The following is a 19,161-nucleotide window of genomic DNA, read 5'->3' as shown; positions in this document are numbered from 1 at the left end:
TATTTATTTTTCGACATCTCCCGCTGCGAAACGCTGCCGCAGACCGGAATATCAAATTTCTATTATACATACGCACGAATACGCACGAAGCAGGGCTCTGCCTGCCCTTATCCCGATGAAAAAGTGCTGCACCAATTCTCTGTGTTCGACGGTGCAGACCTGCTGAACCGCAAAGCCGCAGGGGCCGCAGTTGCATTAGTTTATCTATTTTTGCTTGATTATCCCGTATTTAGAACGATTTTTGACAAAAGAAGTCATATTCCTCAATATTTTGCATGAAACAATTCCATACAGGCATAAAGAAACACAGGAGTTTGCTCCTGCCATTCTATTTTTTCCGTTCAACTGAAAAAAGCAGACAAAGCGGCCGCCGCCGTCTGCAGCCGCCTTTCGAAAGCAGGCGGTTCCTCTACCTAAAAAGCGCAAATTGCGCTGTCATCCAAAAAATCTCCGTTTCCTGCCCGGCAAGCATCCGAAAAGCGGTTCTTTGCCGCAGCAGGCTCTTCTGCTTTGCTTATTGTAGCGTGAATTTTGCCCTGTGTCAAGAGAGCCGACGTGCCGGCGGGCTTTGCCGCAAAAACAAATTGTGCTATACTGAGCATACAGTACGCAACGCCGTCTTGCAAAACGGCAGTTTACATTCCGCAGAAAGTATTTTGTGCTTCTGACAACGCTTTAATCAGACAGGAAGGGAAACCATGAAACAACTTGCAATCTTTACGGACGGTGCCTGCTCCGGCAACCCCGGCCCAGGCGGCTGGGGCGCGGTGCTGCGCTATGGAAAGGCAGAAAAGGAGCTTGCCGGCGGAGAGGCAGAAACCACCAACAATCGCATGGAACTGACCGCCGTAATTGAATCACTCGTGTGCCTGAAAGAGCCCTGCGCCGTCACGCTGACCACAGACAGCCGCTATGTCTGCGATGCGGTGAACAAAGGCTGGGTGCGTTCGTGGCAGCGCCGCGGCTGGAAAAAGGCAGACGGCAAGCCCGCCCTGAACCGTGACCTTTGGGAGCGCCTGCTGGTACAGCTGGAGCGTCATCAAGTGACCTTCGTTTGGGTCAAAGGCCATGCCGGCCACCCGGAAAACGAACGCTGTGACCAGCTGGCCGTGGCGCAGTGGACACGCCTGAAAAGCAAGAAAAACGAATGAGGAGGACGTGCGTTATGCAAAAACTTGTGTATGCAGACAATGCTGCCACCACCCCGCTTTCCGCGGCGGCGCGAAAGGCTATGCTGCCTTGGCTGGAAAACGCGTTCGGAAATCCGTCTGCGCTTTACGCGCCCGGCCACGCCGCGCGTAAAGCTGTAGAGCAGGCGCGCGACGCCATTGCCGACTGCCTTGGCTGCAGCTCGGAAGAAATCTACTTTACATCCTGCGGCACCGAAAGCGACAACTGGGCAGTCAAGGGAATGGCGCTGCAACAGGCGAAAATCGGCAAAAAGCACCTTGTAACTTCCGCCTTTGAGCACCATGCAGTGCTGCACGCCTGTAAAGCCTTGGAACCTTACGGATTTTCCGTCACCTGCCTGCCGGTCAGCACTACCGGATTCATAACACCCGAAGCACTGGAAGCTGCCCTTACTCCCGACACCGCACTGGTAAGTATCATGACTGCCAACAACGAACTAGGCACCGTTCAGCCGGTATCGGAATTGGCGGCAGTCTGCAGGAAACACGGCGTTCTGTTTCATACCGACGCTGTCCAAGCGGTGGGGCACCTGCCGCTTTCCGTTCACCGACAAGGAATTGACCTGCTCTCCCTTTCTGCACACAAATTCGGTGGGCCGAAAGGCACCGGCGTACTTTATGTGCGCCGCGGGCTGCACCCCGTACCGCTGCTAGACGGCGGTGCACAGGAGCAGGGCAGCCGCGGCGGTACGGAAAACGTCGCCGGCATTGTCGGCATGGCCGCCGCTCTGCAGGAGCGTACCGCTTCCCTGCAAGCTGACGCCGCCCGGATTCGTACCCTGCGCGACCGTTTGGAAGCCGGTCTGTGCAGTGCCATCCCCGACTGCCGCCGCAACGGCGGTGCGGAGCGCCTGCCGGGACACTTGAATCTGCTGTTTAAGGGCATTGAGGGAGAGTCGCTGCTGCTGTTGCTGGACCGCGAGGGCATCTGCGCCTCTTCCGGCTCCGCCTGCACCGCCGGCAGTACAGACCCCAGCCATGTTCTGCTGGCGATTGGACTAACCCGAGAGCAGGCACGCAGTTCTGTGCGCTTTTCGCTCGGTGTGGAAACCACAGATGCAGACGTAGAACGAATGCTGCAGGTCGTTACGGACGCGGTAAAGCGGCTGCGCAATTTTCAGCCGTTCTAATACACAAAAGCACAAAAAACCGGCGCCGTTTTTGAGGCGTCGGTTTTTTAATACTTCCGTGTAAAATTAGTAAATGACGACTTTGGTATTCGTTGGGATATGCTGGTTGATCCATTTTGCGTTTGCAAGCTGCAGCCGCACACAGCCGTGTGACAAAGCAACGCCGACACGGCCGTCCGCAAGCGCTGTCGGTGTAGGGGTCTGTTGATACAGCACAGAGTGGAACAGATAACCGTTATGGAACTGTGTGTAATAGAAGCACCGGACAACCCCGGAATCAAAGTAGTATCCGCGTGCCTGTACAGCAAACTCGCCTTTTACGGTCGGCGTTCCCGCCGCGCCGTCCGCGCACTGCCAGCTGTACAGCTGCTTCCAGTGGCTCTGCCGTCCGGTATAAACCCCGACGCGGTGATCTTTGGTATCCACCAGCAGCAGGTAACCGGTGCGGCTGCTGTAACGCTGCGCCCGCTGCAGCATCAATGACTGCACCGGATAAACAACCGAAACACTGACGTTTTTGCTGGTGGCACCCGCAATTTTCGCTGTGACAGCGGCGGAGCCTTCCCCCGTTGCGGTAACCCGGCACTGATACCCCTGTACGGAAGCGTTCCAGCCAAGATTCTGCACCGCCGCCACATAGCTGTTAGAAGTGCTGAACTGCGGGGCAAGGTTGTAGGAAGTATAGAACGTGACCACCCGACTCTGCCCGACGGCGGTAAAGCTGCAGCTTGCCGGATCCGAACGAATGCTGATGGGCTGAAAGTCCACGGAAGCGTGCATTTTAGCTTCTGTACTGCCCGCACGCACCAGAACATCCGCCTCGCCGTTTGCTTTCGCTGTCAGCACATACAGGTACGTGTCGGCGCCTGCCGAACGCACCTGCAGCGACACCGCCGCCGGATTGGAAACCGTCACGACCGGAACCGCTCCGGCAGAGAACTGCGCTAGCATTTGGTAGGACTGATTCCGGTAATGAAACTGGTAGCTGGAAGTGTCCAGATGCACCGTTTCCGCATTCAGCGTCACGGTCACCGGAACAGTCACCGTTGTGCTGCCCGCCGTAATGGAAACCGTTGCTTTGCCGGCATTTTCAGCTGCCTGCATGGTGCAGAAGTAGCCCTTGCGCTTTGCGTCCCAAACCATGTTGGTAACCTTGACGATTTTTTCATTGGAAGACAGCACCTGTGGGCGTACGTTGGTCGCGGTTGCGACAAACATGGTGTACTGCTGTCCGACCGTGCGGAAAGTATAGGAATATGTATCGCGCGTAATCATGACCGGCTTGTAGGCAACCTGAACCGGAATCGTCTTTACGGTTTTCCCGGCTGTCACCGTGACAGAGGCGCTTCCCTCCCCGCCGGCTGTCAGCTGGCAGAGATAGCCGCCGACACTCGCGTTCCAAACCGGCTCTGCCGCGGTTACCACTGCAGCGTCGCTGACGGCGACTGTGGGTTTGGTCTGCGGTGTCGTACGCAGCAGCAGCGTATACGACTGTCCGGGGGAATAGAATTGGTAGGAGGCGGTGTCTGACCACACCTTCACTGGCGGAATCACCACGGAGGTTTGCAGCACCTTCTTGGTACCACCTGCCTGCACAGTCAGTGCCGCTTCTCCCTCACCGGCAGAAGTCAGCGTACAGAGGTAGCCGTTCTGTGCGGCGCTCCAAACCGGCTGCGAAGCAGTCATCACGGAAGTATCCGTGCTGGCACACTGCGGCACCACATTCGGTGCTGTTTGAATCAGCACCTTGTACTGCTTGCCGATTCCCTGAAACGTGTAGGGAGCAGTTGTATCCAGGGCCACAGAAACCGCATCGCCCACTGCCCTTGTCTGCACAGTAACGGCGATTTCCTGCTTCTCCGCGCCGGACGTGACAGTAAGGACGGTTTGCCCGGCAGCCTTTGCCGTGACCGTGCAGACAAAGCCGCCAATCTGAGCGTCCCACTCTCCCTGCTGCACCTGCGCAACAGAGGAATCCGCAGCAGCAACGGAAACTGCCGTACTCTGCGCAGCTTTTACGATAAAGGTCTCCTGCACGCCGGGCTCACCGAAAAACAGCGTGCTGCGGCTCAGCGTAAACGCAGCGGTTTGGTCCTCCGTAACAGTCGCGGCAGAAGTGCCTTTGCCCGCCGCAGTCTGGCTCTGCATAAGGTAAGTCTGCGGCACAACAGCTGGATTTTCTGCCGCATATGCGGGCAGGGCGGCTGCAGACGCAGCGCCGACTGCTGCCAAGGAAGCAACCAGACAGACTGCGCGGTATCTTTTCTTCTTTTTCGTCATCTTCGATTTCTCCTTTCTGCTCTGAACTGCCCAGAGCAGGCGCGCCGGTTCGGGCACGGTTTGCGCACACCGAACCGATCAACAGGAAGCCCACCTAAACCTTTCGGCAGACCTCCAAAGTATGTTTCCCCCTTTCGGTTTGACACTATATCCTCCGTCACAAAAGAAAACTTGCAGCCTTTCCCACGCCGCTTTATAATAAACTTACCAAACAAACCTTTATGAACAGAAAGGAATCAACAGGTATGCGGTATGCAATTGAGGCAGCCGGGCTGGTGCAGGGCGTCGGCTTTCGATATTATGTAAGCCAGTCCGCAGCGAAACTGGGGCTGACCGGATGGGTCAAAAACGAGTGGGACGGCAGCGTTACGGTACAGGCACAGGGCAGTGCCCGCACGCTCAAACGCTTTTTGCAGGACATCCAAAGCGGAAACCGCTGGGCGCAGGTCGACCGGCTGGAGTACCGGAGCATTCCTGAACGCGCCAATGAGCGCACGTTTGAGATTCTGCACTGAGTGGCATTCATGCTTCCGGATTTTCTGCCGCCCGCTCCTGCAGCGAAGCAAGAAATTCCGTCGGCGTCATATTGGAAGCTTTGATGAATTCAGAAATATTCTGCATGGCCTCCTCATCGCGGGCGCTTTCCAATTCTTTTTTCTGGTGCTTCAAGGCAGACAGCGTTTCCTTGCACTCTGCAATGCGCGTGTCCACCTGCTCGATTCGCTCCTCATAGCTCATATTTTCTACTTTTTTTCTGCGTGGCATTTTTGATAACCGCCTTTCCGTTTTTATATCTTTTTATTTTTTCTAGTATACAAAATTTTCTACTTTTTTACAACAGGAATTTTGTCAAAGGGCGGTGCACCGCACACAAACGATAATCGTAATTGCTGAAAACCCCAAACCGCGCGTATTTTTCTGCCCGACTGCGGAAAGCTGAAAGGGAGCAACAGTTTTCGTTTGGGGGGAAAAAACGTGCTGGGATTTCTCTGCAGTTTGCTGGCAGGCATTGCCATGAGCGTACAGGGCGTTTTAAACACGCGGCTTGGTGACCGAGTGGGACTTTACGAGACCAACATGGTGGTGCAAGGAATCGCCTTTCTGCTTTCGATTCTTGCCGTGCTGTTTCTGGGCAGCGGCAATCTTTCCGCACTGATGAATGTAAAAAAAGTTTACTTGCTGGGCGGTTTTTTCGGCATTCTCATTACCATCACTGTCATGCTGGCCATCAAGGGGCTTGGACCCACCGTTGCGATTTCCGTGATTTTGATTGCACAGCTGGTGGCTGCCGCGCTGATTGACGCATTTGGCTGGTTTGACACAGACAAAGTGCCTTTCTGTTGGGAAAAGTTCCTCGGTGTCGCCCTGATGGTCGGCGGTGTTGTCCTATTTAAATGGAAAGCTTGCTGACCTACCGCCAAGCTTCCACCCGCGCAAGCAGCGCGGCTTTTTCTTTTTCCGGCAGAAACGCCGCTTTGGCAGCGTTACAATTAAAGCGGAGCAGGTCATTTTTCCGGAAGCCGAGTCGCATAATGGTTTCATACTCCCGGTCGAGCGTTGTGCCGGAGCAGGTACGGTCGTCTGTATTGACCGTCACCGGAATACCGTATTCCGCAAAACGGCGAATGGGGTGCTCCTCTAGAGAAGCAACCGCGCCAGTCTGCAGGTTACTGGTCGGACACATCTCCAGGGTAATCTGCTCGCGTTTGAGCAAATCCATCACTGCGGGTGAGCGAATCGCGCTGCACCCATGACCAATCCGCCGCGCGCCAAACTCCACGGCCAGCCGGACATTTTCCGGGCCGCCGGCTTCCCCGGCATGAATGGTGAACGGCAGACCCAGACTCTGCGCAATGCGGAACAAACCGCGAAAGTCCTCCATGGGGCGCGCGGTTTCCGCACCCGCCAAATCCACGCCGGCAATCCCCTCGCTGCGGTATTCCGCAGCAATACGGAACGTCCGTTCATTCTGCCGGTCGACGTCCGGCTGTCCGGTTATAACCATGGCGCACAGCAGCACCCGCGCCAAAATGTCCGTTTCTTTTTCCGCTTTCTTTACCCCGCGCAGAACCGCCTGCACCGCCTGCTCCATAGTAAGGCCGTTTTGGCAGTGCAGCTGCGGCGCAAAACGGATTTCCGCATAAGCGGTTCCTTCTCTGGAAAGCTGCAGAAGCAGGCGGTACGCCGCACGCTCCAGCGCCGGCGCAGTCTGCAGCATGGCATCCGCAAGCGTAAAGCACTGCAGATACGCCGAAAGGCTGCGGCAGTCGGACGGTACCTGCATACGCCGCCGAAAGCTTTCAAACCCGTCTTCCTGTCGCACCAAGCCCTGCTGCAGCGCCATTTGCCAGGCATCCTCCAGAACCAGTGAACCGTCCAGATGCAGATGCAGCTCTACTTTTGGAAACGAAATCGTCATGGTACTCCTCCTTTTCTCCGTTTGCCTATGGATTTCCTGCAGACTGCAGGAGAATTTTCTCTTTTTTCGTGTCATACTCTGGCGAACGTGGGACAAACATCCTACCATTTGATTATATCCTTTCAGCTGGCACCGTGTCAATGAACGGAATTGTAACCAAATGCCCATATTTCCGTCCCCGTGCTGCAGATTTTGTAACTTTTTTGTTCTTTTCGTTGAAAAAAAGAAAAAGGCCCCCTTCCTTCGCGCACACCTGCGCCAAAAAAGAGAGCTTTTCCGCTGTGCGGAACTTTTTAAATCGAACAGGCGGCCGCCGGCTGTGCCGGAAGTGCACGGTAAGATATATGCATCAAGCTGCGCAGATGCCGAATCTTTTCGGATAAATCCGCAGAACCGACAATCTCGCTGACCAGGCAGATACAGCCTGCACCGCGCCGCGCCACCTGTGCCAGATTGGCTTCCTTGATTCCGCCGATTGCGACAAAGGGCAGCGGAATCTCCCGTACAACATACTCCAAATAAGCCAAACCCACTGGCGCACAGACATCCGCCTTGGTATGCGTTTCAAACAGCGGCCCCACGCCGATATAGTCTGCGCCGCGGCGCACAGCATCCTGCGCCTGCCGTGGGGAATGTGTGGAAAGACCGATGATTTTATCGCCAACCATCTGCCGCACCTGTTCAATGGGCAGGTCGTCCTGCCCGATATGCACGCCATCCGCATTGCACGCAAGCGCCAGCGCGGGGTCATCGTCAATGAGGAAGCAGGCGCCCGCCCGCGCGGTCATTTCGCGCAGCACCCGGCACTGTTCATACTTTTCCCTGCCGCTTTTTTTCTTTTCGCGGTACTGGATGACACGGATACCTGCCGCCAGCATTTGCCGCACCACTTCCGGGTTGCTGCGGCCGCCGGAAAGGGCCTCCGCGGTAATACCATACAAACCGGCATTCCGCAGAAACTCCGCTCTGCTTCGCGTTTTATCCTGCATGGGCACTTCCCTCCAGTGTCAGCTGTAAGACTAAGTCCGCTTCCTTTGCAGCCGCAACCATGACGCGCGGTGCCAGCGGCGGGCTGTTTTCAATGCTAGTATAGCCGTCCCCAACGGCAAAAATGCGGGAACCGACTTTTCGCACGCGAATCTGGTCGGTGTTGCCGTAGCCCGCCAGACCGGCGGCGCAGACCACCGGTTTCCCGGTTGCCGCGGCAGCCCGGACGAAAGCCGCCTTGCTTTCCGGTCCGTCAAACGCTTCTGCCAAAATATCACATTTCTCAGCAAGAGCTGCCGTCTCCGCGCCAGTCAACCTGCATGGCAGCAGGCGCAGCTTTAAGTCTGGCTCCAGCCGCAGCAGGTTTTCCGCAAGCGCCTGCGTTTTGGCTTTGCCAAGCTGGTCGGGAAAGAAAAACTGCCGGTTCAGGTTGCTGTTGTCCACCACATCGAAATCAATCAGCGTCAGATTCTGAAAGCCGCTGCGCACCAACATCTGCGCCATGTTGGAGCCAAGGCCGCCGCAGCCCGCAATCAGCACACGGGTTCGGCGGATACGGCCAAGCTGCTCTTCGGTAAAGCAGCGCGACAGTCCCTGCCGCAGGGGGCTAAGCGTCACGGCTGAGCGGCTCCCAATCCTTATAAACCGGCTGGCAGCCGTGTGCGCGGATTGCCGCACTCATTTCCGCGACACCGCGCGAATCGCTGATTTCAAACTGTCCGTCTGTTTTCGGCGGGTGCGCATGACCGCCGACTTCGGTGATGGAACCGGCGGACAGTTTGGTAACGCCCAGCCCCATCAAATGGTCACGGAAATCCGGCGTTTCACGGGTGGACATTGTGATTGCAAGGCGTGGGAAACAGCAGCGGTAAGCTACGACCGCTTGTACAATATCCGCATCCTGCACATCGCAGGCAGGGCGATAGCAGCCCTCCCCCACGCAGGGGCGGATGCGCGGCAGAGAAACCGCGCAATCGGTGCCGGGGTAGCGATTCATTAAGTACAGGGCGTGCATACCCGTCAGAAACGTTTCTTTCCGCCAGTCATCCAAACCCAGCAGCGCGCCAAGGTTCACCGTATGGTAGCCCGCCCTGCAGGCAAGTTCCGGGCTGTCGATGCGGGTGCGGTAATCGTGCTTCGGGCCGGAGGGATGCAGCGTGGGGTAAAGGTCTTCATTGTAGGTTTCTTGAAACATGGTGAAACCGTCCACACCGGCTTCAAACAGCATTTGGTATTCCTCCTGCGTCAAGGAGTACACCTCAATGCAGATAGAGTCTACGTATTTCTTTAAAATCCGAACGCAGTCCGCCATATATGTGGGCGGCGTGGCAGCGCGGCTTTCGCCGGTCAGGATGATGATGTGCCGAATGCCCTCTTCCCGAATGGCGCGGCCCTCTTCCTCCACTTCCGCCAGCGTCAGCTTGCTGCGGTGAATGGTGTTGTGCCGGTTAAAGCCGCAGTAAACGCACGCATTTTCGCAGAAATTGGCAAGGTAAAGCGGCGTAAAAAGGGTAATGGTGCGCCCGAAATTCTGCTCGGTCAGGCGGTGCGCCTGCTGTGCCATGGCTTCCAGCACCTGCGGCTCCTGCGCGGCAGGCGACAGCAGCGTCAGAAAGTCCCGCGGACTTTTGTGCCCTTTCTGCAAGGCTCGCAGAACGTCCGCAGCCGTTGTCTGCTGAAAGAACGTCTGAAACGGAAATGTTTTGTATTTCCGGTACACTTCATAGTAGCTCAATTTGATTTCCTTTCTGCAAAAATGCCGTTACGCCTGCCGCAGGAAACCGGTCAGCGGTGAGGATGCCTGTGCATACTGCCGCACCGCGCCGGGCTGTGCCAAAAACGCACCGCGTCCGGCTTCCACCGCTTTACCAAAAGCTTCTGCCATGCGCACCGGGTCTCCTGCCGTTGCAACCGCTGTGTTCACCAAAACAGCCGCCGCGCCGATTTCCATGCACTCCGCCGCTTCGCTCGGCTTGCCGATACCCGCATCGACAATGACCGGCACATCCAGTTCTTCCACCATAATCTGCACCACTTCGCGGGTACGCAGCCCCTTGTTGGTGCCAATCGGCGCGCCAAACGGCATGACCGCAGCAGCACCGGCGTCACGCATACGGCGCGCGGCATACAGGTCTGGCGTCATGTACGGCAGTACGGTAAAGCCCTCTTTCACAAGGATTTCCGTTGCTTTCAATGTTTCGTCGTTGTCCGGCAGCAAATATTTATTGTCAGACACCACTTCAATTTTAATCCAGTCCCCGCAACCGGCGGCACGCGACAGCCGTGCGATGCGCACCGCCTCCTCCGCAGTTCTGGCGCCGGAAGTGTTGGGCATCAGGATGCAGTCCTTGGGAATGTACTGCATCATGTTTTCCTGCGGTGTGTGAAAATCGATTCGCCGCATCGCCGTGGTGATCACCTGCGCGCCGGAAGCGGCAATGCAGTTCGGAATAAGCGCATCTTCGCCAAACTTTCCGGTACCCAGAAACAGGCGGCTTCTCAGTTCTCTGCCGCCGATTATCAATGCATCATCCATATGAATTCTCCTTATTTTCATATTTTAGGGTACCATGCGCTTAGCCGCCGCCAACAAAGCGCAGCAGCTCCAGCGTATCCCCTTCGTGCAGAACGGTTTCGGCAAAGCATTCCGCCTTGATGATCTGTCCGCTCAACTCTGCCACCACTGCCTGCGGCGGCATCTGCAGCTGCTCCAGCAGGGTAAGCAGCGTTGCGTTCTGCTCACAGGGATACAGCTTTCCATTCAGTAAAATCTGCATACAAAAAACACCTCCTTGCTTGCTGGCTTTGTCCTGTGCGCAAACAAAAAGAGACACAGCTGCGAAACAGACCGCAAAACTGTGCCTCAAATAAAATTCAGTACGATTTGCTTCCTACGACAGCGTTAACTGACAGGTTCAAAGGGTTAAGCGTATGACCGCTCTCTCAGCTCCGAAGAGCACCCCTGCAAAGCCAATAATATGACGGGTTTCCCCGTATTTGTCATCGGAGTGGTTGCCTCCGATTGTTTTTAGTATTGCACACAGCAGACATTTTGTCAAGCCCTTCATGCAGCGGAATGCACTGCCGACCGAAAAATGTGAATCGACGCAAATTTATGCTTGCAAAAAGGGAAGATTTGTAGTAAAATAAATAAGTATTCGCCGGTGTGTTGGAATTGGCAGACGAGACAGACTCAAAATCTGTTGTCCGCAAGGGCGTGTGGGTTCAAATCCCACCACCGGCACCACAAATGCTCCATGTGTCAGGGTTTGAACCTGTGCATGGAGCTTTTTTTGACAACATTTTTATCTTTCATCAGCCGAAAGGAGACTAAGCATGGAACTCAGAAGAGTATTCGACTCCATTCCAGAAAAATTCGATAAGTGGAGACCTCGTTATTGTGATGAGGCTTTTTCGAATATCATCGAATCTTGCAAACTTGATTTTAAAAACCGGCTGCAATTATTTAGCCATAGAACGCTGACTATACCAAAAATAAATTTCAAGCATATGCCAATTTTCATATTGTAAATGATGACTTTGAAACATATAATTTTGGGCATCAAAAATTTGATTTGGTGTATTCCGCCGCAACCATTCAGTAGATTCCTGAAAAAATTGCTTTTTCAAAGGCATTTCAGCTTTTGAACAATGGCGGTACTCTCGCCATGATGCTGACCAAAAGCGACTGCAAAACAGCAAATGAAGCTCTATATTACAAAATTGAAGAAATATATGAAGCGTTCTTTCATCCGGAAACTTCTTATACACAGCATCTGACTTATGAAAATGTTGCAAATTACGGATTTGTTGATTTTGAACGCCGGGAATACTCCAGCCAAAGGGAATTTAACGCAGACGACTATGTTTCTTATCTCGGAACGCACTGTGACCATATCGTGCTAAAAGAGCCGGATAAATCTGCGTTTTTTTCGGGCATCAAAGCTGCTATTTTGGAAGCTGGGAATCACATCACACTGTATGATACCATCGTTCTATACTTAGCCAAAAAGCCATCCTAAAAAAATTCCTTTTTTAACTGTACAATTGCATTTTCATGTGTTCAGTCTTTATGATATGCTTCCCTCACAAAAAAGAAATGGAGGGCGACACAATGACGCCGCAAAAGCCAAAAATCAAGCTGCTGGAATTCATGCTGGACTGCAAAGAGCCGCACCGCCTGGCAGCGTTTTACGCCGCACTGCTCGACTGGGAAATTGTATTTGAAACCGAAGCGTACGCAGGGGTCAGTAAGCCGGGCGCTGTACAGGGAGTCTCCCCTTGTATCGCCTTTCAGCGAAACGCGGCATATCTGCCGCCTGTCTGGCCGGAAGAACCGGACGCGCAGCAGCAAATGGCGCACCTTGACTTTGCCGTGGCAGATTTGCAGGAAGCCGTCCGGCACGCCGTTCATTGCGGCGCGGTTCCTGCAGAAAAGCAATTTTCAGACAGCTGGACGGTCATGCTTGACCCCGCCGGACATCCGTTCTGCCTGTGCCTGGACGATGCTGCTTTTGCTGCAGATGAAACTGCTCCCGACTGAAAACCGGCTGCTCCTTACCTAACAAAAAGAAGGAATCTTATATAGAAGCCAAACGTTCCGCACCTTCTTTAGCAGAATTCGAAAAACTGGAGCGTTACCGAAATCTGCCTGCACTGCACACAAACCATTGACTACGCAATGACCGGCTATCACCAACTGAAGCCCGCTTGGATTCGCGCCACAATCGGCAAGCTTGCCATCCGCAGTTTTTGCGACAGGGGTACATGAGCCGATTTGACTGCCCCTGTTCCGGGCGGCGCGAAAATCGACGCCGGTATGGATGTGGAATCCAGCGTTGACGAATTGCTCGCAGAGATTCAGAAATTCTGCACCTGCTGTTTGGAACCCTCAGCAAGCAAGACTACGATACTTACTTTGCGATGCATATTGAAGACCACCTGCACGAACTTTCGTTTTAAGCAGATGTGCAGAAAGCCGCACAGCATCTAATCAATGCCTGTGCGGCTTTTTTTGCGCATAATCCGCCGTTTACCCTTTTGGCGGCACTGCCTGCTGCTTGGTACCAGTACGCTGCGACAGCGTACTCTGCGTGTAATAACCGGACTCCACCAGCACTTTTTCGTAGTTTTCTTTGGTAACCACCACAGGTGTCAGCAGATATGCGGGAACTGTCTTTTTTCCGTTATAGTAGGATTGCGTGTCATTCAGCGGCGGCTTTTTTCCCCGCAAAACCGCGTCTGCCATTTTTGCCGCCAACTTCGCAAGCTCACGGGTATCCTTAAAAACCGTCATGGCCTGCTCGCCGTTCATAATGGACTTTACGGAAGCGACTTCGGCGTCCTGTCCGGTCACAATGGGCCAGTCCGGCTGGGAGGAACGGTACCCCGCATTGTGCAGAGCAGAAAGGATTCCGATGCTGATGCCGTCGTAAGGGGACAGCACCGCATGAATCTTCTTTTTTTCGTAGTTTTCACTCAGCAGGCTGCCCATGCGGGACTGCGCGGTTGCGCCGTCCCACCGCAGGGTGCAGATCTGGCTCATTTTTGTCTGCCCGCTCCGCACCACCAGCCTGCCGGACTTGATGTACGGATTCAATACAGACATGGAGCCGCTGTAAAACAGATAGGCGTTGTTGTCATCCGGCGAACCGCTGAAAAGTTCGATGTTGAATGGGCCTTTCCCCTGCTTTAAGCCCAGCCGGTCAACCAGATAGTTTCCCTGCAGCACGCCAACCTGATAGTTGTCAAAGGAGGCATAATAGTCCACATAGGGCGTATTCATAATCAGCCGGTCATATGCAAGCACCGGAATCTTCGCTTCATGCGCTTCGTTGAGCACCTCGGTCAGCGCACCGGAGTCAATGGAAGAAATAATCAGGCAGTTCACCTTCTGGGCAACCATGCGCTGAATTTGAGAAATCTGCGTTTTGACATCGTTTTCGGCATACTCCAGATTGGTGCTGTACCCCAGTGCCTGACACTGCTTCACGATGTACCCGCCGTCACTGACCCAGCGCTCGGAAAGTTTGGTGGGCATTAAGATGCCGATGGTCGGTTTGGGCGTTTCCGTTTTGCGGGCAGCGCAGGCGGTGCTGCTGCAGACAAGGAGCAGCGCCAGACACACCGCTAAGATTCGTTTTTGCAGTTGTTTCATGATTTTTCACCCGCATTCATCCTGTTGAAACCGTTTCGCTTCTTTCTCAATTTAGCAGTCTGACACATCTATGTCAACAATTTTCAAAAGCAAAATAAGAAAAAGGCGGCATTCGGTGCAGAAGCAGTCCGAAAGCCAGCCTTTTCCTTTTTATCCTGCAACATTCCGTGAAGTTCGGAACCAGCTTCCGCGGACGGTGTACGCAAAATTATTTAATGACCTGAATGGACTTGCGGTCGCTGAAAATGGCAACCACAATTAGAAAGACAATACCCTCAATCAGTTGCTGCATTTCCGTTGTCAGCCCCAGCATGACCAGGCCGGTTGCCAGAATGTAGTACGTCAGAACGCCGACAATGATGTTCAGAAAGCTCACTTTCGCGCCGCCGGAAATCGGCATCCCGCCCAGCACCAGTGCAATCAGAATCTGGGTTTCCATCATGTTGCCGCCGGTAGATGTGACAGAACCGACTTTAAACACGTTAATCAGCGAGGCAAAGCCGGTGATGGCGCCCGCCGCCACAAACACCAGCATCTTGGTTTTGCCGACTTTCACGCCGGCAAAGCGCGCGCCGGTTTCCCCTGCGCCGATGGCTTTGAGGTTGCTGCCCAGCGGCGTGAAGCGGAACAGTGCAAACCCAACTGCCAGCGCAAGGATGGTCAGTGTCAGCTCCACCTGCGGCGTGTTGTAAAGGTAAATGTCATTGGCCGCATATACCGGAGAATTGGTCGTCAGGTAGGCGCACAATCCCCGAAACAGGAACATGGTGCAGATGGTCACAATAAACGATGCAATCTTCGACTTCACCAGAAAGAAGCCGTTGATGGCACCAATGGCCGCACCGGTCAGAATGCCGCCGACAACGGCAAGCGGCAGGCTGATTTTTGAGAGATAGCAGATGACAATGGACGCAATCGCCATCATTGATCCCTGCGAAAAGTCCAGGCACCCCATGGTCATAATCATAAACACACCGATGGAGGAAATCATCAGCACATAGGTCTGGCTCAGAAGCAGCTGCAAATTAAATGGTTGAATCAGCCGCCCCTGTGTCAAAATGGAGAACAGAGCCACCACAATGACCAACCCCAGTACCGGAAGAATCGTCCGGAAAAACGGTGTGTCTGTAAAACTGCGAAGCGCAGACCGGGCATCCGCGCCCGTGCCGACTTTCGCTGTTTGATCTTTTGTTTCCAATCCCTTTCACCTCTTATACCATCTTCGCAATAAACTGCTGTTCGGTCAGCTCCGGCGAACGCAGGAATTCACCGCTGATTTCTCCGTCTTTCATCACCAGGATGCGGTCGCTCATGCCCAGCAGCTCCAAAATCTCTTCGGAAATCAGAATCATGGACTTCCCCTGCTTTTTCATATCGCTCATCAGCGCATAAATATCTGCTTTGACGCCGATGTCAATGCCGCGTGTGGGGCCATCAAGGACGATGATATCGGAATCTCTGCCAATCCACCGCGCCAAAACCACCTTCTGTTTGTTTCCGCCGGAAAGGCTGGCAACAAACTGGTCGGTATTGACCATCTTGACTCGAATCATATTGGCGAAACGGTCTGCAAACGCAGCCATTTTTTTGCCCGACAACAGCCCGTGAGACTTCAGCCGGGGCATCGACGGCAGGCAGATATTGTCCCGAATGGAGTCGTTGACCACCAGAGATTCGTTATCTCGGTCTTTGGACGCATACGCGATGCTGTGCTGAATCGCGGTGGAAATCGAGTTGACCAGTGTGCCGTCCGCGAGTGTCACATTGCCCTCGCGGTCGTAGGAAGCGCCGAACACCGCCTTTCCGATTTCGTGCATCCCGCATTCACTCAGCCCGCCGAACCCGAGAATTTCACCGCGGTGCAGGTCAAAACTGATGTCCTTGAGCTGCCCCGGCACCGACACATGGCTCACCGAAAGAACCACTTCCTCGGAAACCGCTTCGCCGTAATCCGTGCGGTAGTAGTGATCGCCCAGTTCGCGGCCGACCATCCGTTTTTTAAGGTCATCTTCCGTTGCCTCGCCGGTATTCAGCGTATCAATGTAATTGCCGTCGCGTAAAATCGTAATGCGGTCTGTGTGCTTCAATACTTCGTCCAAATCGTGTGAAATAAAAATCACCGTATTGCCAAGTTCCCGCAGGCGGTTCATCTGTTTGAACAGTTCCTCGCGTCCCTCCCTGCTGAGTGCGGTGGTGGTTTCATCCACCACCAGCACTTTGGGGTCAAAGTAAGTGGACTTGACGATTTCAATCAGCTTGCGGTCCTCAAAATTGTAACGGTCAATCATGGCCGCGGCAGAGATGTGATGAAACCCGTATTGCTCCAGCAGCCGCTGTGCCTCATTGTTCATTGCCTGCGTGTTTTTGATGCCGAACTTTGTAAATCGGTCCTCATTGCCCAGAAAAATATTTTCGGCAACCGTCAGGCCGGACAGCGTGCCCATTTCCTGCACAATGATGGCCACGCCGTGGTTGTTGGCATCCACCTGGTTTTTCACGTGCAGTTCTTCGCCCTGCAGCAGAAAGCGCCCGCTGTCAATCGGATAGATGCCGGTGAGCATGGAGCTCAGCGTTGATTTACCGGAGCCGTTTTCTCCAATCAGCCCGTGAATTTCGCCTTGGTAGAATGTCACGGAAACATCCTTGAGCGCGTGCGTCGGCCCGAAAAACTTATTCAGTTTTTCCGCCTGCAGCATTACTTCCGCCATTGTCAATCCCCTCACTTTACAACTGCGCCTTTAACCGGTTTGGTGGTTGCCATGACAATCAGCAGCAGCGCCGCGCCGGTGACCACATTTTGAATGGTGCTTGGCGCGCCGATTGCCACAAACCCGTTAAAGATCAGTGAAATAATAAACTCGCCCACCACGATGGCCAGCACCGGATGCCCGTACTTTTTAAAGGCCAAGCCGAAGAATGTACCCATCAGCGGGGTAAAATTGCGAACCATTGAGGACATATTGGAAGCCGCCGTCATGGAGGAACCATAGCTGATGGTCAAAACGCTCATGATGCCCACGAAGAAGCCGCACAGCACAAACGCAACCACTTTGTACCGGTTTACGTTTACCCCCATGTTTTTGGCAACAAACTCGTTGCTGCCGATGGCATATGTGTAAGTACCAACCTTGGTATACTGAATGATAAAGCTGCACAGGAAAAACGCCAGCAGCGCCAGAATCAGATTTGCCGGATAAGACCCGAACACCGCGTATTGCGCGTTGAGAATCTGCTCCTGCCCCTGCGTTGCGAAAACGCTCAGGCTTTCGTAAATCAGCGCAAGGCCGACGGTTACAATCATGGAGGGAATGTGCAGCTTCACATAAACGACGCCGTTCAAAAGACCAATCAGCGTTCCGCAGATGACCGGTGCGACAATCAGCCCGATGTAACCGAACTGCGAAGCAAACACGCACGCCAGTATGGAGGAAAGCACCACATTGGCGCCAATACTGAAATCAAAAAGCCCCATCACCACGATATAATACAAGCCGCAGCCGCCAACCGCATAAATCAGGCTGGACTGCAGGTAAGAAACCAGCTGTCCCGGCGCACCGAACTTGTTTGGCACCAGAATCTTAAAAACTCCCCAGCAGAGCAGCACCAGCAGCAACAAAATCAGGATTCCCTCATACTTGACAAAGGTCTTGCTGCGCTTGAGCTTCTGCATGGATGCTACCACCGAATGCATAATCATTATCACCTACTTGATTTCAATAGAGCCAGCGGAAAGCTGCCGCCGGCTCGTTTATTTCCGGGTTCCTTTGCCGCAAAACTCAGTCTTTGTGGCGGGACTTGACGTCCTTCACCGAAATGGCGGCAGCTGTTTTCTGCAGCTCCTCAAACGACTGTTTGCTCATGGCTTTCAATTCTTCTGTATTGTAGGGAAGTTGGTCAACAAAGTACTTGGAGTACTCCTGATATTCCTGTGCGGAAGAAACGTAAATGTACGGATTGATAATCTCATCAAAGCTGTTTGCCGGTTTTTTGTAATTTCCCTGCACCGCGTTGTACACCATCATGAAGGCATACAGGGGGTCGCAGTAGTGCCCGCCGGACTCCGCAGTCATGCCGCCGGTTTCCAGCTGCTTGCCGAGATCCGGCAGAAAGTCAGTGGAAACGACTGAAATTTTTCCGGTTTTGCCCGCGCTCTTGATGGCGCCGATGGAACCCACCAGCGGATCGCCGCCGCCGCCCGCCGGAATGATGGCGTCCATGTTCGGGTCTGCGTTCATAAAGGACTTGGTAACGGATGCGCCGCCCTCTGCCGTTGTACCGGCATACTGCGGATCTGAAAGCTTTACCTTATCATTCGGATGCGCCGTGTTCCATTCGTCCACGGCTTTTTTGTAGCCCTCCCAGCGGTTCAGGAATGTTGCATCACCGGCCACCCAGCCTTCCAGTGCAATATCGCGGCACTTTTTCTTGATTAAAATATTAGCGAGGTTGTAGCCGTTCTCGACTTCGTCCTCATGCACAGTGCCGATGTAGTACGGTGCCGACTGCGCAAGCGAATACACCTGCGGGCTTTTGGTTTTGTTGATAGCGCGGAAAAACTGTGCCAGATAAACATGCGCCTGGTTGCAGGTATTGATGGCAGCAGTCATTTCAGAATCTGCGGAATTGCACACAATGATGCCGCTGCACCCTGCGGAAACCAGCGTGTTGATGCTGTTGGTCACGGCGGCGGACTCATGCCCCTGGTTTACATACACCAGCTGCACGCCGAGTGCGGAGCCGGCAGCGTCCAGCATTTTTTTGCAGGCACTGCCCAAAACGTCGGTGGAACTCCAGATGGAAACCCCGATTTTCATGTTCTTCGTCGCACCGCCGCCGCTGCCGCCCGCTGTTGATGCCGCCGTCTGGCTGGCCGGTGTGCCGCACGCGCCCATGCTCAAAGCCATGGCGCCTGCCAAAACTGCACTGATGATTTTTTTCATTTTTTTCCTGCCTTTCTTTCCTCATTTTGTGGTTTAATACCGTTGTAAGCCGTGCCCG

At 54.0% G+C, this 19,161-nt stretch carries 19 protein-coding genes, 1 tRNA gene, 1 pseudogene and 1 riboswitch; of the genes and pseudogenes, 8 read left to right on the top strand and 13 right to left on the bottom strand.

Going from position 1 to position 19,161, the window contains the following annotated elements; genetic code table 11:
- The first annotated feature begins 698 nt into the window (after window positions 1-698).
- Window positions 699-1,151: a ribonuclease HI gene (rnhA, locus tag PXC00_RS04940; protein ID WP_275844444.1), complete on the top strand. Its 453-nt coding sequence runs from the start codon at window positions 699-701 to the stop codon at window positions 1,149-1,151.
- Window positions 1,152-1,165: 14 nt separating this feature from the next.
- Window positions 1,166-2,320 carry a cysteine desulfurase family protein gene (locus PXC00_RS04935; protein ID WP_316935117.1) on the top strand — a complete coding sequence of 385 codons (1,155 nt, stop codon included), beginning with the start codon at window positions 1,166-1,168 and terminating at the stop codon, window positions 2,318-2,320.
- Between the two features lie 66 nt (window positions 2,321-2,386).
- Here PXC00_RS04935 and PXC00_RS04930 read toward each other — a convergent pair whose 3' ends face one another.
- Window positions 2,387-4,600, bottom strand: coding sequence for a L,D-transpeptidase (locus tag PXC00_RS04930; protein WP_316935116.1), 2,214 nt, complete (start codon window positions 4,598-4,600; stop codon window positions 2,387-2,389).
- 245 nt (window positions 4,601-4,845) lie between these two features.
- Here PXC00_RS04930 and PXC00_RS04925 point away from each other — a divergent pair, with 245 nt between their 5' ends.
- Entirely contained in the window at window positions 4,846-5,115 is a 270-nt protein-coding gene (locus tag PXC00_RS04925) for an acylphosphatase (RefSeq protein WP_275844441.1), read from the top strand.
- Between the two features lie 7 nt (window positions 5,116-5,122).
- Here the strand turns inward: PXC00_RS04925 and PXC00_RS04920 are convergent, their stop codons facing one another.
- On the bottom strand, window positions 5,123-5,365 hold the full coding sequence (locus tag PXC00_RS04920) for a hypothetical protein (RefSeq protein WP_275844440.1): 243 nt from the start codon (window positions 5,363-5,365) through the stop codon (window positions 5,123-5,125).
- Between the two features lie 210 nt (window positions 5,366-5,575).
- Between PXC00_RS04920 and PXC00_RS04915 the strand changes: the two genes are divergently transcribed.
- A complete protein-coding gene (locus PXC00_RS04915) occupies window positions 5,576-6,010 on the top strand; it encodes a DMT family transporter (protein ID WP_275844476.1) in 435 nt (144 codons plus the stop codon).
- A 1-nt stretch (window position 6,011) separates the two neighbouring features.
- Here PXC00_RS04915 and add read toward each other — a convergent pair whose 3' ends face one another.
- The 6 genes from add to thiS all read right to left on the bottom strand — a co-directional run bounded on the left by add (window position 6,012) and on the right by thiS (window position 10,783).
- On the bottom strand, window positions 6,012-7,019 hold the full coding sequence (gene add, locus PXC00_RS04910; RefSeq protein WP_275844439.1) for an adenosine deaminase: 1,008 nt from the start codon (window positions 7,017-7,019) through the stop codon (window positions 6,012-6,014).
- A 293-nt stretch (window positions 7,020-7,312) separates the two neighbouring features.
- Entirely contained in the window at window positions 7,313-8,008 is a 696-nt protein-coding gene (gene thiE, locus PXC00_RS04905; RefSeq protein WP_275844438.1) for a thiamine phosphate synthase, read from the bottom strand.
- The gene (gene thiF / locus PXC00_RS04900) at window positions 7,998-8,624 is read right to left on the bottom strand and encodes a sulfur carrier protein ThiS adenylyltransferase ThiF (RefSeq protein ID WP_275844437.1); all 627 of its coding nucleotides are present in this window, start codon (window positions 8,622-8,624) and stop codon (window positions 7,998-8,000) included. Before thiF ends, thiE begins: the two co-directional genes overlap by 11 nt.
- Window positions 8,614-9,741 carry a 2-iminoacetate synthase ThiH gene (gene thiH, locus PXC00_RS04895; protein ID WP_275844436.1) on the bottom strand — a complete coding sequence of 376 codons (1,128 nt, stop codon included), beginning with the start codon at window positions 9,739-9,741 and terminating at the stop codon, window positions 8,614-8,616. The genes thiF and thiH overlap by 11 nt, the downstream gene beginning before the upstream one ends.
- 27 nt (window positions 9,742-9,768) lie before the next feature.
- Window positions 9,769-10,542 carry a thiazole synthase gene (locus PXC00_RS04890; RefSeq protein ID WP_275844435.1) on the bottom strand — a complete coding sequence of 258 codons (774 nt, stop codon included), beginning with the start codon at window positions 10,540-10,542 and terminating at the stop codon, window positions 9,769-9,771.
- Window positions 10,543-10,582: 40 nt separating this feature from the next.
- Entirely contained in the window at window positions 10,583-10,783 is a 201-nt protein-coding gene (thiS, locus tag PXC00_RS04885; RefSeq protein WP_275844434.1) for a sulfur carrier protein ThiS, read from the bottom strand.
- Window positions 10,784-10,877: 94 nt separating this feature from the next.
- Window positions 10,878-10,980, bottom strand: a riboswitch (TPP riboswitch).
- A gap of 186 nt (window positions 10,981-11,166) precedes the next feature.
- Between thiS and PXC00_RS04880 the strand changes: the two genes are divergently transcribed.
- The 4 genes and pseudogenes from PXC00_RS04880 to PXC00_RS14120 all read left to right on the top strand — a co-directional run.
- Window positions 11,167-11,253, top strand: a tRNA-Leu gene (locus tag PXC00_RS04880).
- Between the two features lie 421 nt (window positions 11,254-11,674).
- Complete coding sequence (locus PXC00_RS04875; RefSeq protein ID WP_316935115.1) at window positions 11,675-12,028, top strand: hypothetical protein; 354 nt, start codon at window positions 11,675-11,677, stop codon at window positions 12,026-12,028.
- 92 nt (window positions 12,029-12,120) lie between these two features.
- On the top strand, window positions 12,121-12,549 hold the full coding sequence (locus tag PXC00_RS04870) for a VOC family protein (protein ID WP_275844432.1): 429 nt from the start codon (window positions 12,121-12,123) through the stop codon (window positions 12,547-12,549).
- Window positions 12,550-12,636: 87 nt separating this feature from the next.
- A pseudogene (locus tag PXC00_RS14120) lies at window positions 12,637-12,777 on the top strand (DUF1569 domain-containing protein); the annotation flags it as partial.
- Between the two features lie 261 nt (window positions 12,778-13,038).
- Here the strand turns inward: PXC00_RS14120 and chvE are convergent.
- The 5 genes from chvE to PXC00_RS04845 all read right to left on the bottom strand — a co-directional run bounded on the left by chvE (window position 13,039) and on the right by PXC00_RS04845 (window position 19,103).
- The gene (chvE, locus tag PXC00_RS04865; protein WP_275844431.1) at window positions 13,039-14,163 is read right to left on the bottom strand and encodes a multiple monosaccharide ABC transporter substrate-binding protein; all 1,125 of its coding nucleotides are present in this window, start codon (window positions 14,161-14,163) and stop codon (window positions 13,039-13,041) included.
- Window positions 14,164-14,371: 208 nt separating this feature from the next.
- Window positions 14,372-15,361, bottom strand: a complete 990-nt coding sequence (locus PXC00_RS04860) for an ABC transporter permease (RefSeq protein WP_275844430.1) — start codon at window positions 15,359-15,361, stop codon at window positions 14,372-14,374.
- Window positions 15,362-15,374: 13 nt separating this feature from the next.
- On the bottom strand, window positions 15,375-16,871 hold the full coding sequence (locus tag PXC00_RS04855; protein ID WP_275844429.1) for a sugar ABC transporter ATP-binding protein: 1,497 nt from the start codon (window positions 16,869-16,871) through the stop codon (window positions 15,375-15,377).
- Window positions 16,872-16,882: 11 nt separating this feature from the next.
- Entirely contained in the window at window positions 16,883-17,854 is a 972-nt protein-coding gene (locus PXC00_RS04850; RefSeq protein ID WP_275844428.1) for an ABC transporter permease, read from the bottom strand.
- An 85-nt stretch (window positions 17,855-17,939) separates the two neighbouring features.
- Complete coding sequence (locus PXC00_RS04845; RefSeq protein WP_275844427.1) at window positions 17,940-19,103, bottom strand: sugar ABC transporter substrate-binding protein; 1,164 nt, start codon at window positions 19,101-19,103, stop codon at window positions 17,940-17,942.
- Between the last annotated feature and the right edge of the window lie 58 nt (window positions 19,104-19,161).

It is taken from the genome of Caproicibacterium argilliputei, assembly GCF_029211325.2.
GTDB classification, from domain to species: domain Bacteria; phylum Bacillota; class Clostridia; order Oscillospirales; family Acutalibacteraceae; genus Caproicibacterium; species Caproicibacterium argilliputei.
Note: the sequence above shows the minus strand (reverse complement) of the source record. Positions and strands in the feature narration are given on the sequence as shown.

Excerpts from the sequence above, each read along its gene's own strand:
- rnhA (WP_275844444.1), top strand. The coding sequence starts at position 699 with ATGAAACAACTTGCAATCTTTACGGACGGTGCCTGCTCCGGCAACCCC.
- PXC00_RS04935 (WP_316935117.1), top strand. The coding sequence starts at position 1,166 with ATGCAAAAACTTGTGTATGCAGACAATGCTGCCACCACCCCGCTTTCC.
- PXC00_RS04930 (WP_316935116.1), bottom strand. The coding sequence starts at position 4,600 with ATGACGAAAAAGAAGAAAAGATACCGCGCAGTCTGTCTGGTTGCTTCC.
- PXC00_RS04925 (WP_275844441.1), top strand. The coding sequence starts at position 4,846 with ATGCGGTATGCAATTGAGGCAGCCGGGCTGGTGCAGGGCGTCGGCTTT.
- PXC00_RS04920 (WP_275844440.1), bottom strand. The coding sequence starts at position 5,365 with ATGCCACGCAGAAAAAAAGTAGAAAATATGAGCTATGAGGAGCGAATC.
- add (WP_275844439.1), bottom strand. The coding sequence starts at position 7,019 with ATGACGATTTCGTTTCCAAAAGTAGAGCTGCATCTGCATCTGGACGGT.
- thiE (WP_275844438.1), bottom strand. The coding sequence starts at position 8,008 with ATGCAGGATAAAACGCGAAGCAGAGCGGAGTTTCTGCGGAATGCCGGT.
- PXC00_RS04890 (WP_275844435.1), bottom strand. The coding sequence starts at position 10,542 with ATGGATGATGCATTGATAATCGGCGGCAGAGAACTGAGAAGCCGCCTG.
- thiS (WP_275844434.1), bottom strand. The coding sequence starts at position 10,783 with ATGCAGATTTTACTGAATGGAAAGCTGTATCCCTGTGAGCAGAACGCA.
- PXC00_RS04875 (WP_316935115.1), top strand. The coding sequence starts at position 11,675 with ATGATGCTGACCAAAAGCGACTGCAAAACAGCAAATGAAGCTCTATAT.
- PXC00_RS04870 (WP_275844432.1), top strand. The coding sequence starts at position 12,121 with ATGACGCCGCAAAAGCCAAAAATCAAGCTGCTGGAATTCATGCTGGAC.
- chvE (WP_275844431.1), bottom strand. The coding sequence starts at position 14,163 with ATGAAACAACTGCAAAAACGAATCTTAGCGGTGTGTCTGGCGCTGCTC.
- PXC00_RS04855 (WP_275844429.1), bottom strand. The coding sequence starts at position 16,871 with ATGGCGGAAGTAATGCTGCAGGCGGAAAAACTGAATAAGTTTTTCGGG.
- PXC00_RS04850 (WP_275844428.1), bottom strand. The coding sequence starts at position 17,854 with ATGCATTCGGTGGTAGCATCCATGCAGAAGCTCAAGCGCAGCAAGACC.
- PXC00_RS04845 (WP_275844427.1), bottom strand. The coding sequence starts at position 19,103 with ATGAAAAAAATCATCAGTGCAGTTTTGGCAGGCGCCATGGCTTTGAGC.